The 16348-nt window shown below is 64.9% G+C and carries 13 protein-coding genes; 4 read left to right on the forward strand and 9 right to left on the reverse strand.

The annotated features are described in order from the left end of the window. Positions 1–10: 10 nt before the first annotated feature. Positions 11–442 (reverse strand): Hsp20 family protein, encoded by a 432-nt coding sequence (locus NXT3_RS02085; RefSeq protein ID WP_037378185.1) that lies wholly within the window; start codon positions 440–442, stop codon positions 11–13. A 247-nt stretch (positions 443–689) separates the two neighbouring features. On the opposite strand from NXT3_RS02085, the gene NXT3_RS02090 reads away from it, so the two are divergent. Further along, positions 690–1634, forward strand: coding sequence for a nucleoside hydrolase (locus NXT3_RS02090; RefSeq protein WP_097525558.1), 945 nt, complete (start codon positions 690–692; stop codon positions 1632–1634). Positions 1635–1683: 49 nt separating this feature from the next. Here the strand turns inward: NXT3_RS02090 and NXT3_RS02095 are convergent, their stop codons facing one another. The 3 genes from NXT3_RS02095 to NXT3_RS02105 all read right to left on the reverse strand — a co-directional run bounded on the left by NXT3_RS02095 (position 1684) and on the right by NXT3_RS02105 (position 6483). Next, on the reverse strand, positions 1684–4044 hold the full coding sequence (locus NXT3_RS02095; protein WP_104838719.1) for a methyl-accepting chemotaxis protein: 2361 nt from the start codon (positions 4042–4044) through the stop codon (positions 1684–1686). A 282-nt stretch (positions 4045–4326) separates the two neighbouring features. Beyond that, a complete protein-coding gene (locus NXT3_RS02100; RefSeq protein ID WP_097525559.1) occupies positions 4327–5226 on the reverse strand; it encodes a ribokinase in 900 nt (299 codons plus the stop codon). Between the two features lie 51 nt (positions 5227–5277). Continuing rightward, positions 5278–6483 carry a DNA recombination protein RmuC gene (locus NXT3_RS02105; RefSeq protein ID WP_037420714.1) on the reverse strand — a complete coding sequence of 402 codons (1206 nt, stop codon included), beginning with the start codon at positions 6481–6483 and terminating at the stop codon, positions 5278–5280. Positions 6484–6599: 116 nt separating this feature from the next. On the opposite strand from NXT3_RS02105, the gene def reads away from it, so the two are divergent. The 3 genes from def to truA all read left to right on the forward strand — a co-directional run bounded on the left by def (position 6600) and on the right by truA (position 8885). Beyond that, the gene (gene def, locus NXT3_RS02110) at positions 6600–7124 is read left to right on the forward strand and encodes a peptide deformylase (protein ID WP_037420711.1); all 525 of its coding nucleotides are present in this window, start codon (positions 6600–6602) and stop codon (positions 7122–7124) included. A gap of 82 nt (positions 7125–7206) precedes the next feature. Next, entirely contained in the window at positions 7207–8142 is a 936-nt protein-coding gene (gene fmt / locus NXT3_RS02115; RefSeq protein ID WP_104838720.1) for a methionyl-tRNA formyltransferase, read from the forward strand. Continuing rightward, entirely contained in the window at positions 8142–8885 is a 744-nt protein-coding gene (gene truA / locus NXT3_RS02120) for a tRNA pseudouridine(38-40) synthase TruA (protein ID WP_104838721.1), read from the forward strand. The genes fmt and truA overlap by 1 nt, the downstream gene beginning before the upstream one ends. A gap of 19 nt (positions 8886–8904) precedes the next feature. On the opposite strand, the gene NXT3_RS02125 is transcribed toward truA, so the two are convergent. The 5 genes from NXT3_RS02125 to NXT3_RS02145 form a co-directional block, all read right to left on the reverse strand. Then, a complete protein-coding gene (locus NXT3_RS02125) occupies positions 8905–9501 on the reverse strand; it encodes a hypothetical protein (protein WP_037420699.1) in 597 nt (198 codons plus the stop codon). After that, positions 9488–10681, reverse strand: coding sequence for a succinyl-diaminopimelate desuccinylase (gene dapE / locus NXT3_RS02130; RefSeq protein WP_104838722.1), 1194 nt, complete (start codon positions 10679–10681; stop codon positions 9488–9490). Before dapE ends, NXT3_RS02125 begins: the two co-directional genes overlap by 14 nt. A 159-nt stretch (positions 10682–10840) precedes the next feature. Next, positions 10841–14026, reverse strand: a complete 3186-nt coding sequence (locus NXT3_RS02135) for an efflux RND transporter permease subunit (protein ID WP_037420842.1) — start codon at positions 14024–14026, stop codon at positions 10841–10843. A gap of 127 nt (positions 14027–14153) precedes the next feature. After that, complete coding sequence (locus NXT3_RS02140; protein WP_104838723.1) at positions 14154–15359, reverse strand: efflux RND transporter periplasmic adaptor subunit; 1206 nt, start codon at positions 15357–15359, stop codon at positions 14154–14156. A 44-nt stretch (positions 15360–15403) separates the two neighbouring features. Beyond that, a complete protein-coding gene (locus tag NXT3_RS02145; RefSeq protein ID WP_037420689.1) occupies positions 15404–16219 on the reverse strand; it encodes an alpha/beta hydrolase in 816 nt (271 codons plus the stop codon). Positions 16220–16348: the final 129 nt, after the last annotated feature.

Here is a 16348-nt window from a genome sequence, read left to right on the forward strand (position 1 = left end):
GCCGGTTATCCTATTCTGGGACCGAAATGTTAATTTTCTTTACCATACGGACCGGCTCGGGGCGCACCAGATCGACCGACAGAAGACCGTTGCGGAGTTCGGCGCCGAGCACCCGCATGCCGTCGGCAAGCACGAAGGTCCGCTGGAATTGCCGGGCGGCGATGCCGCGATGCAGGTAATCCCGTTCGCCGGTTTCGACCTGGCGGCCACGGATGACGAGCTGGTTTTCCTCCGTCGTGACCTCCAGATCCTCTTCGGAGAATCCGGCGACGGCAAGCGTGATCCGCAGCCGTTCCGGCGTACCGGCGGCGCTATCGCCGCGAATGCGCTCGATATTGTAGGGAGGGTATCCGTCGTTCGCCTTGGCGATCCGCTCGAGGGTCTTTTCCATGCTGTCGAAGCCCACCAGCAGCGGGCTCGTAAAGGGCGTAATCCTGCTCATTCCAAGTCCTTGTGAGCTCAAGCGACCATCTTTCGGACCTGCCAGGCAGCATCCTTCGACAGCAATATGGTAGCTGTGCGCAACGAGTGCAAGCGGCTTGCCTCGGCCGCTGACGCAAATCATAGTCCGCTGCGGAGGTCCAATTCCCCGGCGCACGCGCAGGCTGCTCAAGTCTCCCCGTGACCGGCTCACCTCACCAGGTCATGGCCTGGCGATCCGATACCATCCGACTCGCAGGAGGAAGACAGTGACAAGCGCGAGAAAGATCATCATCGACACGGATCCGGGACAGGACGATGCGGCCGCCATCATGCTGGCCTTCGGCAGTCCGGAGGAAATCGACGTGCTCGGCATCACCACGGTTGCCGGCAACGTGCCGTTGACGCTGACGTCGCGCAATGCGCGGATCGTCTGCGAACTTTGCAACAGGACCGACATCAAGGTCTTTGCCGGGGCCGAGCGGCCCGTGGCGCGGCCGCTGGTGACGGCCGAACATGTGCACGGCAAGACCGGCCTCGACGGTCCTGAACTCAGCGAGCCGACCCTGCCGCTGCAGGAGCAGCACGCCGTCGACTTCATCATCGAGACGCTGCTTGCCGAAGCGCCGGACACAGTGACGCTCTGCACGCTGGGTCCGTTGACCAATATCGCCCTGGCGCTCACGAGGACGCCGGAAATCGCGCCGCGGGTGCGGGAGCTGGTGATGATGGGCGGCGGCTTCTTTGAAGGCGGCAACATCACGCCGGCGGCCGAATTCAACGTCTATGTCGATCCGGAAGCCGCCGAGATCGTCTTCCGCTCCGGCATTCCCATCGTCATGATGCCGCTCGACGTGACGCATCGCGTCCTCACCCATAAGGTCCGGGTCGAGAAAATCCGCGCCATCGGCCGCCCGGCGGCGGTCGCGCTCGCTGAAATGCTGGAATTCTTCGAACGCTTCGACATCGAGAAATACGGCACCGATGGCGGGCCTTTGCACGATCCGACGGTGATCGCCTATCTCTTGCGGCCGGAGCTCTTCACCGGCCGCGACTGCAATGTCGAGATCGAGACGGCGTCGGCGCTGACCACCGGCATGACCGTCGTCGACTGGTGGCAGGTCACCGGCCGAAAGCACAATGCCAAGGTGATGCGCCATATCGACGACGAGGGATTCTTCGAGCTCCTGACCGATCGCCTGGCGCGCCTCTGAAAATGAAAGCGGCGCCCGTCGGGCGCCGCTTTAGTCTTGTCTGTTTCGATCAGAACTCTTCCCAATTGCCTTGAGCGAGGGCGTTTGCGCCGGAGGTCTGGACGAGAACCCGCTGCGTCGAGCTCGAATAGCCGCGTGCCGCCGGCGGTTCCGCTGCCGGGCGGGGAGCTTCTGCGGTTCGCATCCTGGCGGCGGCGCCACGCAGCTTTTCGGCGGAAGACTGTACCGGCTCTCGCTGGACCACGCGGAACCGCGCAACCAGCCCGCTCAGTGTCCGGGCCTCCTCGTTCAGCGTCATGCTGGCCGCCGTCGTCTCTTCGACCATGGCCGCATTCTGCTGCGTCACCTGATCCATCTGGTTGACCGCTGCGTTGATCTCCTTGAGGCCGACGGCTTGCTCCGAGGCGGAGCTGGAGATCTGCCGGATCAAGCCGTTGATCTGCACCACCTGCTCGGCGATCTTCTTGAGTGCGCCGCCCGTCTTGCCGACGAGATCGACGCCCTCGCGCACCTGTCCGGCCGAGGTGTTGATCAAGGTCTTGATCTCCTTGGCGGCATTGGCCGAGCGCTGCGCAAGCTCGCGGACCTCCTGCGCGACGACCGCAAAGCCCTTGCCGGCCTCGCCGGCGCGTGCGGCCTCGACGCCCGCATTGAGTGCGAGCAGGTTGGTCTGGAAGGCGATCTCGTCGATGACACCGATAATGCGGCTGACCTCGTGCGAGGACTGCTCGATGCCCTGCATTGCCGCAATCGCCTTCTGCACGACCGCGCCGGACTGCTCCGCATCGCTGCTCGCCAGTTCGACGGATTTTGCCGCGACCTTGGCGTTTTCGGCGCTGGCATCCACTTGCGACGTCAGCTGGTCGAGGGCGGCTGCGGTTTCCTCCAGGCTTGCGGCCTGCTGCTCGGTCCGATGCGACAGGTCGTTGGCGGCGTTGGAAATCTCGCTGGTGCCGCTGCCGATATTGACGACCGAGTGGTTGACGGTGCGGATGGTCTCTTCAAGGCTCTCCATCGCCGCATTGAAGTCGCGCTTCAGCTGGGCATATTCGCCCGGGAACTCGTCCGCAATCCGGTAGGCGAGGTCGCCGGAGGCGAGATGCGAGAGACCCTTGCCGAGACGTGCGACGATGTCGCGTTGCAGCGCCCCGGTCTCGGCGCGCTCGCTCTCCGAGCGGCTGCGTTCCAGCTCGGCCTGTTCGCGCTCGTGGCGGGCTTCGCCTTCTAGGCGTTTGGCGTCGGCCAACCGATGACGGAAACCTTCGAGGGCCTTGGCGACCGAGCCGGTCTCGTCGGAGCGGTCTTGCCCGGAGATCGGCTGTGCATAGTCGCCATTGCTGAGCGTTTCGACGTCGCGGACGAGGCCCGCGAGCGGCTTCTGGACGAAGCGGCGAACGGCGAGATGGAGGCCGGCGAGCACGGCGGCGAGAACGACGATGCCCCCGATGATCATCATATAGGTCTGATCGTTGACCGGTGCATTGATGGCGGTGCGCGGCACGTCGACGAGGACGAGCCAGTTCGCAGCCACATTGGGCAGTTTGAAGGGATAGACGACCCGGTCGAAGGGCGCGTTTCCGTCATAGGTCAGGTTCCTGATCATGCCTGACGCGTCGGACGAGAGCGCCTTCTGGATGATATCCTCACCCTCGCCCTCGTAATCCTTCATCAGGAGATCGGGAATTGGCGCCGCGAGCCACTTGCCGCTCTGCGACAGCAGGTAGACGCGGCCCGAACCGAAGGGCTTCAACGTCGCGAGCCGGTCGGCAAGCGAAGCGAGCGAGATGTCGACGCCCGAGACGCCGATCATCTTGCCGTCGGACAGCACCGGATAGGCGATCGACGTCATCGTCGTCGGAACGTCGGTGCCTTCGGCCATGTAGGGCTGGGTGATGGCACCCTTGCCGCTCTTCGCGGCTAGCGCGTACCATTCGGCCGCGTAGTCGGCGCGGAAGGTCGAAAGCTGTGCCTTGCCGTTGCGGTCCTTCGACCAATAGGGCGTGAAGGCGCCTTCCGCATTGCCGCCAAGCTCGGTGTTGTTGACGACGTCCTTGCCGTCGAATGCCTTCGGCGCCTCGGCGAACCAGCTGCCGAAGGCGAAGTCATGCTGATCGAGGTTGGCCTTCAATAGGTTGATGGCGCCGGCGCGGTCGACGGATTTTCCGGCATGGCCGCGGCCGAGCACGCCCGACATCGTGTTGGCGGCGGCCGCCAGCTCTCCGACGCTGCCGGCGATTTCGGCGGCAATCGCGCGGGCCTCCGTCTTGGCGCCGTCGAAGACGAGCGTTTCGACACGATCCTGGGTCTGCGAAATGAGAACGAAATTCGATGCGAGCAACACGAGAGCGATCGTGCCGCCCGTGACGGCGATCAGCTTGGTGGCCAGCGATTTTGCATGGAAGTTGAACATGAAATCCTCACGCACTGAGAGGTCCGCAGGTTTCTTGCCTGCGGCATGACATTCCAAATGTGGGTGAAGCTCCATCATGGAGCGCGTGATGCCGACCGGCATACAGGAGCCGGACCGATGCGAGCGGGCTGCCTCGCAATCTGGATAGATCATCAAAGATTAATTTAAGGCCAACATCCGGGCCAATTCCTGGCCGTCCAAAGTGGATTCTGCGCGGCGAGCATCGTTGCCGCGCCAAATCCTATCCAGATCGCGAAACGGACCAAAAATAGACTGCGGCAGTCAAAGGCGCGCGGCGACCTCGGAGGCGAGCGGTATGGACGGCTGTGCTCCCGCTTTCAGGCAGGCGAGCGATCCGGCGGCGGCGGCACGGCGCAGCGCATCGGGGAAGGCGAGGCCCGCGTCGAGGCTTGCCGCGAGATAGCCGCAGAACGTATCTCCAGCTCCGACCGTATCGACGGGTTCGATCGCCAGCCCCTTGGCGCTGTGAATATCGCCCTGATGGACGGCGGCGACACCCTCGGCACCGAGGGTGACGATGACGATCTGTCCGGTTTCGTCGTGGAGGTCCTTCATTGCCGCTTCACGCTCAGCGCCGGCGATACCGCTTTTGCCCGCCAAAAGCTCGAACTCGGTCTCGTTTGCAATGACGATGTCGGCCATGCGGCCAAGGCGGGCCGCCTCCGGCGTTAACGGCGCGATGTTGATGATCGAGCGGATGCCACGGCGTCTGGCCTCCACCAGCGCCTTCTCCACCGAGGCCGCCGGAATTTCGAGCTGCAGCATCAGCGTGTCGCCGGCCGCCATTTGCTCGAGGGCCGTGACCGCGTCGCTCTCGCTCACCGTCGCATTGGCGCTGGCGACGACGACGATGACGTTCTCGCCGTCACCGCCGACGAGGATATGGGCGGTCCCGGTCGGCTCGCTCACGGTCTTGGTGAGGCCAAGGTCCGTGCCCGCCTCCTTGAGCAGGGTAAGCGCGCCTTCCGCAAAGCTGTCCGAGCCGACGGCGCCGGCCATCCGCACGGAAGCGCCGGCGCGCCGGGCTGCCAGCGCCTGGTTCGCCCCCTTGCCGCCGGCGGCGGTGGAAAAGCCCGTTCCGGCAACGGTTTCGCCCGGCTTCGGAAGGCGTGCGGTCGTGGCGATCAGGTCCATGTTGATGGACCCAAGAACAGTGATCATGTGGAGATGTCCCGTCGGGTTGCTGATTGTGCCGGAGAGTGCCCGAGGCCGTCAGTCTTCGTCAACCACCCGCAGCTTCAATTGCCCGATGCGGTTGTCGACTGCCCGCTCACTCTTGTCGGCCGGCTCCCTGGCGCCGTGGTTCGCCGGTGCGGCCTCCAGTTCCAGCGCCTCGATCTTGGCGCCGCGACGCGTCAGCTTGTCGGAGGAGATCAGAATGTCCTCGACATCCTTCTGGGTCATCGCGAAGTGGCCCTGCAGCTTCCGGACCCGTTCGTCGAGCCGCGAGAGATCCTCCATCAGGCGCACCACCTCGCCCTGGATCAGATGCGCCTGCTCGCGCATGCGGGCGTCCTTCAGGATCGACTGGATCACCTGGATGGAAAGGAGCAGCAGCGACGGCGAGACGATGACGATGCGCTGGCGGTGCGCCTTCTGGACGGTCGCTTCGAAATGCTCGTGGATTTCCGCAAAGATCGATTCGGACGGAACGAACAGGAAGGCGGTTTCCTGCGTCTCGCCAGCGAGCAGATATTTGCTGGCGATATCGCGGATATGGACCTCCATGTCGCGTCGGAAGGCTTGCGCCGCCTGCTGGCGCCGCTCGGCACTTTCCGCATCACGCATGGCATTCCAGGCTTCGAGCGGGAATTTTGCGTCGATGACGAGCGGCGGCTGGGCATTCGGCATGCGGATGATGCAGTCCGGCCTCGCCCCGTTCGAAAGCGTCGCCTGGAAGGTGAAGGCGCCCATCGGCAGGCCGTCGGCAACGATCGCCTCCATCCGCGACTGGCCGAAGGCGCCGCGCGTCTGCTTGTTGGCAAGAATGCTCTGCAGCCCGGCCATGTCCCTGGCGAGAGACTGGATATTATTCTGGGCGCTGTCGATGACCGCCAGCCGCTCCTGCAGCCGCCTTAAATTCTCGTGGGTCGCCTTCGTCTGTTCGCTGATCGACGCGCCGATCCGGTGCGTCATGCCGTCAATGCGCTGGCTGAGCGATTGGTTGAGTTCCGCCTGCCGTGTGCCGAAGACATCGGCCATCGCGGCGATGCGTCCCTGCATTTCGGTCTGTGCCGCGAGCAGCGCCGATAGCTGCTGGTCCCGGTCGTCGGCGCGAAGCGCCCGCGCCCTGCGGGCCGACGCAATTGCCAGCAAAACGAACAGGAGAGCGGCGAGGCTGAGCAGATGGCCAGCCGTTAGGGGAAAGGTGCCGATGAGGAACAGCGGCTGGTCGATGGCGAAGGCAGTGGGCTCCATGGCGGCAGCCTAAACAGATTCGCATCTGAAAACTAGATCAAAACAAGAACAAACGGCTCAACTCATCACACGGCAATTTTCTTGCGCAGCGACGGAAAGATCGGCTATGGGGGAGCATGACGATCAAGCCGCTCATCATCCTTCCCGATCCGCTTCTGCGCCAGGTTTCGACGCCCGTTGAGACGATCGACGCCGACATTCGCCGGCTTGCCGACGATATGCTCGAGACCATGTATGACGCTCCCGGCATCGGACTGGCGGCGATCCAGATCGGCGTGCCGAAGCGCCTTCTGGTTCTCGACGTTTCGAAGGAGGGCGAGGAGAAGAAACCGCTGGTCTTCCTCAATCCGAAGATCGTGAAATCCTCCGAGGAGCGCTCCGTCTACGAGGAAGGCTGCCTGTCGATCCCTGACTATTATGCCGAAGTCGAGCGACCGGCGGCGATCACCGTCGAATATCTCGACCGCGGCGGCAAGGAGCAGGTAGTTGAGGCCAACGGCTTGCTCGCCACCTGCCTGCAGCACGAGATCGACCATCTGAACGGCGTCCTGTTCATCGATTACATCTCCAAGCTCAAGCGCGACATGGTGATCCGCAAGTTCGCCAAGGCGGCCAAGACGCGCGGCGCCAAGGCCATCTGACCGTCGCGCCCCGCGCCTAGAGGCGTTTGACTCGGAGCCGCTGCCCTGCTTGGGGCATTTGAGAAAGACGGAGTTCACCGCCTTGCCGCTTCGCATCATCTTCATGGGCACACCGGAATTCTCCGTGCCGACGCTCTCTGCTCTCGTCGAGGCGCGTCACGAGATCGTCGCCGTCTACACGCAGCCGCCGCGTCCCGGCGGCCGGCGCGGCCTCGATCTGCGAAAGTCGCCGGTGCATCAGGCGGCCGAACTTCTCGGTGTTCCGGTGTTGACACCCGTCAACCTCAGGCAAACCGCGGATCGGCAGATCTTTCGCGATTTCGGTGCCGATGTGGCAGTCGTCGTCGCCTATGGCCTGCTGCTGCCGGAGGAGATCCTCTCGGGCACTCGCCACGGCTGCTATAACGGCCATGCCTCGCTCCTGCCGCGCTGGCGGGGTGCCGCACCGATTCAGAGGGCGATCATGGCCGGGGACCGTGAGACCGGCATGATGGTGATGAAAATGGATAAGGGGCTCGACACCGGGCCCGTGGCGCTCGTCAAGTCTGTTCCGATCGGCGAGACGATGACGGCCGGCGAGCTGCACGACAAGCTGATGCATGTCGGAGCGGCGCTCATGAAAGAGGCGATGGTGCGGCTCGAGATGGGCGAACTGACGCTGACACCGCAGCCCGAGGAAGGCGTCGCCTACGCCGCCAAGATTACGAAGGACGAGACGCGGATCGTTTTCACGCGGCCGGCGGCCGACGTTCACAATCATATCCGCGGCCTCGCGCCCTTTCCGGGCGCCTGGTTCGAACTTCAGGTCGCCGGGCGGATGGAGCGGATCAAGGTGCTGGGGTCGGAGCTTGCCGCAGGGGCCGGCACGCCGGGCACGATCCTGGACGACGGCTTGACGATCGCCTGCGGCGAAGGGGCGGTGCGGCCGACGCGCCTGCAGCGGGCAGGCGGCAAGGCGCTTGCTGCGCCTGACTTTCTGCGCGGCACGCCGATCGCCGCCGGCACGAGGATTTCCTGATGCCGCGCTACCGGCTGACCGTCGAATATGACGGCTCCGATTATGTCGGTTGGCAGCGGCAGGAGAACGGTCCCTCCGTGCAAGGGGCGATCGAGAAGGCGGTGCTGTCCCTGACCGGCGAGACCGTCTCGATCCGCGGCGCGGGACGCACCGATTCCGGCGTCCACGCCAGGGGCCAGGTGGCGCATCTCGACCTGACCCGCGAATGGAAGACCCACACGCTGCGCAATGCGCTCAATGCCCACCTGACGCTCGCCGCCGAGCGGGTGTCGATCCTCGACGCGGCCGAAGTTCCGCCGGAATTCGACGCGCGCTTTTCGGCCGTCCGCAGGCATTATCTCTACCGCATCATCTCCCGCCGTTCGCCGCTGGCGCTCGAGGCACGGCGCGCCTGGTGGGTGCCGAAGACGCTCGACCAAGAGGCGATGCATGCGGCCGCACAACATCTCGTCGGCCATCACGATTTCACGACGTTCCGGTCCGCCCATTGCCAGGCGACCAGTCCGCTGCGCACCATCGATCGGCTGGATGTCACCCGCAGCGGCGAATTGATCGAGATTCGCGCGACGGCGCAAAGTTTTCTGCACAACCAGATACGCTCCTTCGCCGGCTCACTGAAGCTCGTCGGCGAGGGCAAGTGGACGCCAGACGACCTCAAGGCCGCACTCGAGGCGCGCGACCGCAAGGCCTGCGGACCCGTTGCCCCGCCGGATGGCCTGTTCTTCATGCAGGTCGATTACTGACCGCTCGCGCTCACCCAGCTCAGCCGGGGATCAGTCCGAAGAAGTGCTGAAGATATTGGGCGAGCATCATCGGCGGCAGCAGGTAAAGGGCCGTCAGGGCGGAAGCGAGCAGGTTCTGATTGCCGGTTATCGAGCGCAGCAGCCGGAAGAGCAGGACGACGCCCGCAATGAGGACGATCAGCGACAGGAGAGCAGTGAGCTGATGGCCTCCACGCGCGAGAAGGAGGAGCGCGGCCGGGATCGCCATCGCATAGGAAAGCGGCACCGAGAGCCAATTGGTGGTGACGATCACAGGCACGACCAATCCGGCAAATCCGAGGGGCCGCGAAAGGCCAGCAACGAGCATGACCGGCAGCAGCCAACTGACGAGATCGACGACGAGCAGCTTTAGGAAAAAGCCGATGCCGACGGTCGAGCCGCTCGGCATCGCCGAAAGATAATAGAGGCGCCAGGACGCCCAGGAAACGGCCATGGCCGGCAGCGACCAGAGGATCGCCGAAAAGGAGCGCCACAAGCCGCTTTCGCTGATGTCCAGCCAGTTATAGCCTTCGCGGTTGCCCTGGATCAGCAGCCAGAGCCCCTTGATATAGGCGAGAACCTCGTCAAGCAGCGGCATGGCCGAACCAGCGGGCGATGAAGGTTTCATAGATCTCGGTCAGGGTCTCGAGATCGGCGACCGCGACGCGCTCGTCGACCATGTGCATTGTCTGGCCGACGAGACCGAATTCGACCACCGGGCAATAGTCCTTGATAAAGCGGGCGTCCGACGTGCCGCCGGTGGTGGAGAGCTTCGGCCGGCGGCCGGTCACGGCCTCGACTGCGCCGGAAAGCGAATCGATCAGCGCGTTGTTGCGCGTCAGGAAGACGTGGCTCGGGCGCTCGTTCCAGACGATGTCGTATCTGACCGGATCGCGACCGGGCCGAAGCGCACCGTCCTTTGCGGCACGGCCGAGGCGGGCAACGATCTCCGCCTTCAGGCTTTCGGCCGTCCAGCGGTCGTTGAAGCGGATGTTGAAGGCGGCACTGGCCTTGGCCGGAATGACGTTGACGGCGGCATTGCCGACATCGATCGTCGTCACCTCCAGGTTGGACGGCTGGAAATTCTCGGTGCCGGCGTCGAAGGGCGGGTCCATCAGCGCTTGCGTCAGCTGCAGAATGCCGCGCACCGGATTGTCGGCAAGGTGCGGATAGGCGGCATGCCCCTGGACGCCGTGGACGGTGATCCGGCCGGAGAGGGATCCGCGCCGGCCGATCTTGATCATGTCGCCGAGGTTATCCGGATTGGTCGGCTCTCCGACGAGGCAGGCGTCCCAGCGCTCGCCTTTTTGGGCAGCCCATTCGAGAAGCTTGATCGTGCCGTTGATCGCCGGTCCTTCCTCGTCGCCGGTGATGAGGAAGGAAATCGATCCCTTGGGTCGGCCATGCTTTTCGATGTGGCGGGCAACCGCCGCGACGAAGCAGGCAATGCCGCCCTTCATGTCGACAGCGCCGCGCCCGTACATTTCGCCGCCGGCGATCACGGCCGAAAAGGGCGAATGGGTCCAGGCGGCTTCGTCGCCGACCGGCACCACGTCCGTATGGCCGGCGAACATTAGATGCGGGCCTTCGGTGCCGAGGCGGGCATAGAGGTTCTCGATATCCGGCGTTCCCGCCTCCCTGGCCATTACCCGATCGAGCGTGAAGCCGAGGGGCGCCAGCATGCCTTCGAGCGCCGACAAGGCACCGCCTTCGGCCGGGGTGACCGAGGGGCAACGGATAAGGGCGGAGAGATTGGAGATCGGATCGGTCGGGAACATCGAACGGAATGCCTGCGGAGCCGGTGGGCCAAGGAACTGAGTTTGCTGGTTTATCCGATCGCTCCCCGGCTGTCACGCCCGATGAGAGGGCGACGCGCTTGGAGACCGCAACGGGCCGGACGATCGTCCGGCCCGTCGGATGTGTGTTCCGGGAGAAGGCTATTCGCCCGGGGCGAGATGCGGCGCCTCGATATGCGCTCCCGCGTGCTTCAGCGGCCGCTCGCCGGAGAGCTTGCGGATCAGCACGTAGAAGACCGGCGTCATGAAGATGCCGAAGGCGGTGACGCCGATCATGCCGGCAAAGACCGCCACGCCCATGGCCGAGCGCATTTCAGCACCGGCGCCGGTCGAAGTGACGAGCGGCACGACGCCCATGATGAAGGCCATCGACGTCATCAGGATTGGCCGGAGCCGCAGCCGGCTCGCCTCGATCGCGGCGCTGACGGCGCTCTTTCCGGACAACTCGAGCTCGCGGGCGAACTCGACGATCAGGATCGCGTTCTTCGCCGAGAGGCCGACGAGCACGATCAGGCCGATCTGCGTGAAGACGTTGTTGTCGCCGCCGGTCAGCCAGACGCCGGTGAGCGCCGCCATGATGCCCATAGGCACGATCAGGATGATCGAGATCGGCAGCAACAGGCTCTCATATTGCGCCGCGAGCACCAGATAGACGAGCAGCAGCGCCAGCGGGAAAATCAGGATGCCCGAATTGCCGGCGAGGATCTGCTGGTAGGTCAGATCAGTCCACTCGTAGGAGATTCCGGGCGGCAGCGTCTCGGCGGCGATTCGCTCGATGGCGGCCTGCGCCTGGCCGGAGGAGAAGCCCGGTGCCGGGCCGCCATTGATGTCGGCGGCGAGGAAGCCGTTGTAGCGGATCGCCCGCTCGGCACCGACCGTCTGCTCCACCTTCAAGAGCGCCGACAGCGGGATCATCTCGCCCGACTGCGAACGGACCTTCAGCTTGCCGATGTCGTCGGCGTGGCTGCGATAGTTCGCGTCGGCCTGGATGCGCACGCTGTAAGTGCGGCCGAAGGCGTTGAAGTCGTTGACGTAGAGCGAACCCAGATAGATCTGCAGCGTCTCGAACACGTCAGTGACCGCGACGCCGAGCTGGCGCGCCTTGGTGCGGTCCAAATCGGCATAGAGCTGCGGCACGTTGATCTGGTAGCTCGAATAGAGCCCGGCCAGTTCCGGTGTCTGTGCAGCCTGCGCCAGGAAGGCCTTGGCCGCGTCGTCCAGCGCCCGATAGCCGAGGCCATTCTTGTCCTCGATCTGCAGCTTGAAGCCGCCGGTCGTGCCGAGCCCCTGAACTGGCGGCGGCGGGAACATGGCGATGAAGGCGTCCTGGATCGCGCCGAACTCCTGGTTCAGCTGCATGGCGATCGCGCCGCCCGAGAGTTCCGGCGTCTTCCGCTCCTCGAATGGCTTCAGCGACACGAAGACGATGCCGGAGTTCGAGGAATTGGTGAAGCCGTTGATCGACAGGCCCGGGAAGGCGATGGCATGTTCGACGCCGGGGTGCTTCAGCGCGATGTCGCTCATCCGCCGGATGACGTCCTCCGAGCGGTCCAGCGTCGCCCCGTCCGGCAATTGCGCAAAACCTATCAGATATTGCTTGTCCTGCGCCGGCACGAAACCGCCAGGAACGGAGCGGAACAGCGCGAAGGTGACGCCGAGGAGGACGACGTAAAGGCCCATGATCAGCGACTTGCGCGTCAGAATGCCGCCGACGCCGCGGCCATAGGCTTCCGAGCTCGCCCCGAAGAAGCGGTTGAAGCCGCGGAAGAACCAGCCGAACAGCGCGTCCATGATGCGCGTCAGGCGGTCCTTCGGCGCGTGATGGTCCTTCAGGAGAAGGGCGGCGAGCGCCGGCGACAGCGTCAGCGAGTTGAAGGCGGAGATCACCGTCGAAATCGCGATCGTCAGCGCAAACTGGCGGTAGAACTGGCCGGTCAGCCCGGTGATGAAGGCGAGCGGCACGAAGACGGCGACGAGCACCAGCGCGATCGCGATGATCGGCCCGGACACCTCCTGCATGGCGCGATATGTCGCCTGCACCGGCGAGAGACCCTGGGAGATGTTGCGCTCGACGTTTTCGACGACGACGATCGCATCGTCGACGACGATGCCGATCGCCAGCACCAGGCCGAAGAGGCTGAGCGCATTGATCGAGAAGCCGAAGACATACATCACCGCGAAGGTGCCGACGATCGAGACGGGCACCGCGACCAGCGGAATGATCGAGGCGCGCCACGTCTGGAGGAAGACGATGACGACGAGCACGACGAGCGCGATCGCTTCGAGCAGCGTATGGACGACCGATTCGATCGACGCCCGGACGAACTGCGTCGTGTCGTAGACGATCTCGTAGTCGACGCCTTCCGGCATGGTCTGCTTCAGCTCGGCCATTGCCTTGTGGACGTTTTCGGAAATCTGGATGGCATTCGAGCCCGGCGCCTGGAAGACGCCCATGCCGACGGCCGCCTTGTTGTCGAGTAGCGAGCGCAGCGAGTAGTCCGCCGCGCCCATTTCGACGCGGGCGACGTCGCCGAGGCGGGTGATCTCGCCATTGGCGCCCGACTTAAGCACGATATCGGCAAAGTCCTCAGGCGTCCTCAAACGCCCCTGGGCGTTCACGGAGAGCTGCAGGTCGAGGCCGGCAACGGAGGGCGAGGCGCCGATCACGCCGGCGGCCGCCTGGACGTTCTGTCCGCGGATTGCATTGGCGATGTCGCTCGCGGCAAGGCCTCGCTCGGCGGCCTTTTCCGGGTCGATCCAGACGCGCATCGAATAGTCGCCGCCGCCGAAGATCTGGACCTGGCCGACGCCTTCGACGCGGGCCAGCCGGTCCTTGACGTTCAGGACGCCGTAGTTGCGCAGGTAGTTGATGTCGTACTGGCCGTTCGGCGAGATCAGGTGCACGACGAGCGTCAGGTCGGGCGAGCTCTTGACGGTGGTGACGCCGAGCCGGCGCACCTCCTCCGGCAGCCGCGGCTCGGCCTGCGAGACGCGGTTCTGCACCAGCTGCTGGGCCTGGTCCGGATCGGTGCCGAGCTCGAAGGTGACGGTAAGGGTCATCAGCCCGTCGGCGGTCGCCTGGCTTTGCATGTAGAGCATGCCTTCGACGCCGTTGATCTGCTCTTCGAGCGGTGTGGCGACAGTTTCGGCGATGACGGCCGGGTTGGCGCCCGGATACTGGGCGCGAACGACGATCTGCGGCGGCACCACCTCCGGATATTCGGAGATCGGCAGGCCGGTCATGCCGATCAGGCCGGCGACGAAGATGAGCACGGAGAGAACGCCCGCGAAGACCGGGCGGTCGACGAAAAAGCGTGAGAAGTTCATAACGATCCCCCTTGGGAACTTCAGGCAAACAAAGAGCTTCTGCGGCGGAAAAGCGTCCGCCGCGCGCCGATGCATGCCGTTGGATGTCTAAGCGCTTCCCTGCCTCTCAGCGGCAGGGCGCGCCTAACTATGGTTTCGCGATCGACGCGGTTGCCTGCTCGGCCGGCTGCGGCGCGACGACGACGCCCGGACGGACGCGCTGCAGACCGTTGACGACGATGCTCTCGCCGGGCTTCAGGCCGGTCTCGATGATCCGCAGGCCGTCCGCCGTCGGTCCGAGGGTGACCTGCCGGTATTCGACCTTGTTGTCGGAGCCGACGACCAGCACGAATTTCTTGTCCTGGTCGGAGCCGATGGCGCGGTCGCTGATCACCAGCTTCTCTGCCGGCGCCGGATCGCCGATGCGGATGCGGACGAACTGGCCCGAGATCAGCCGGCCGTCGGCATTTTGGAGCGCCGCCCGCACGCGGATCGTGCCGGTTGCCGCATCCACCTCGTTGTTGATCAACTGGATATGGCCGCTGATCGGCGTGCCCTCGTCGGCGGCGGTGCCGATCTGTACGGGTATTTGCTCGATCGACTCGGCACCGGCGGAAGCGGAGAGCTTGGCGAGCGCTGCCGCGACCACTTCCTCGCTGACATTGAAGCTCGCATAGATCGGGTCGACCGAGACGAGCGTGGTCAGCACCGGCGAGGCGGAGCCCGCCGCGACAAGGTTGCCGGCCGTAACCTCGAGCCTGCCGACACGGCCGCTGATCGGGGCGCGCACCTCGGTATATTGCAGGTCGAGCCGCGCGGAGCGCAGCGCCGCCTTGGCCGACCGGACATTCGCCTGCGCCTCGTCATAGGCGCTGAGCCGCTGGTCGACGCCGCTCTGCGGAATGGCGCTGGTGGAAACCAGCTTGCGGCCGCGCTCGAGCTCGGTCTTGGCGAGTGCCACCCGGGCTTCCGCGGCCGCCACCTCCGCTTCCGCGCGCTCGACCGCTGCCGCATAGGGTTCGGGGTCGATGGTCACGAGCAGGTCGCCCTTCTCGACGAGCGCACCCTCCCGGAAATGGGCGCTAAGGATCGCCCCGCCGACGCGCGGGCGAACCTCGACCCGCTCGATCGCCTCGAGCCGGCCGGAGAAGCTCTCCCAAGTGGTGATCCGGCGCGTTTCCGCCTGGGCGACGGAAACCGGCACGGCCGGCGGCGCGGCGGACGCCGCTTCAGTTGTGGCATCCGCCTGCAGGCGGGCAGGCAGGCCGAGAAGGACGGCACCGCCGCCGGCGACGGACAATAGAATGCTGAGGCCGGCACCCCACAGGGCGCGGCGAGTAACGCTCGACGTCATGATCTCTCCTTGCCGGTTGGGAGCCGGCTCTAAAAAATGTCTGCTTACTTCTGTGTGGCCTTCGCTCCCGCCTTCTCGAAGAAGCGGGAGAAAATGCCGGATATGATTTCTTCCTGTTCGGGCCAGCTTTTCTGGGCCGAGACATTGGCCGGGACCCAGGCGGCACGGCCGGGCAGGACGTGCATCTCCACCGGAACGCCGGCTGCGCGCAGGCGCTCGGCATAGGCCTTTGCCTCGTCGCGCATCGGACACTCCTCGCTGGTGACCACGAGGGCCGGAACGAGACCGCCGAGCCGGGTGCAATGGCCGGGCGCCGCGTAAGGGTGGGTCAGGCCGCTGCCTTCACCGAGATATTGCTGCCAGCCGTCGGCGATCGATTGGACAGAGCTCTGCGGACAGAACTTGCGGAACGACGGCGTCGCCAGGCAGGGGTCGAGCAGCGGTGACAGCAGGATCTGGCCCTTGAGGTCGGTCAGAAACTGGTCCCGCGCCATCAGCGCCAAGCCGGCGGCGAGGTTGCCGCCTGCCTCCTCGCCCGCGACGAACAGCAGCGACTTCTTGTGCGCGAACTGCGGGCAGCGGCTGCGCATGGAAGCCAGCATGGCATAGGCGGTGTCGAGAGCCGCCGGAAACGGGTTGAGGCAGGCCGACGGATATTCCGGCGAGACGACGACCGCACCGGCAGCGGCGAGGGCCCCGGCAACCTTCTCTCCGGCCGCGACCGAATCTCCCGTGAAGCTTCCGCCGTGCAGATGCAGGACGACCGGCGGCGGCGCGAGCAACGACGCACCCTTGTAGACGCGTGCGCGGCACGAGCCCTGGCCCGTCTGCATCGTCTCTTCGGTAAAATGCGTGTCCATCTCTTGCCTCGAAAATGGGTGAATCCCTAGATGAGGGACAACCCGCGACGGTCACATCCTAACATTGTCTTTCTTCTGGAATAGTCAGTGGGTTCTGATTACACTATTCGGTATTTCGAACAATTGGCT

This window comes from Sinorhizobium fredii (assembly GCF_002944405.1).
GTDB lineage: Bacteria > Pseudomonadota > Alphaproteobacteria > Rhizobiales > Rhizobiaceae > Sinorhizobium > Sinorhizobium fredii_C.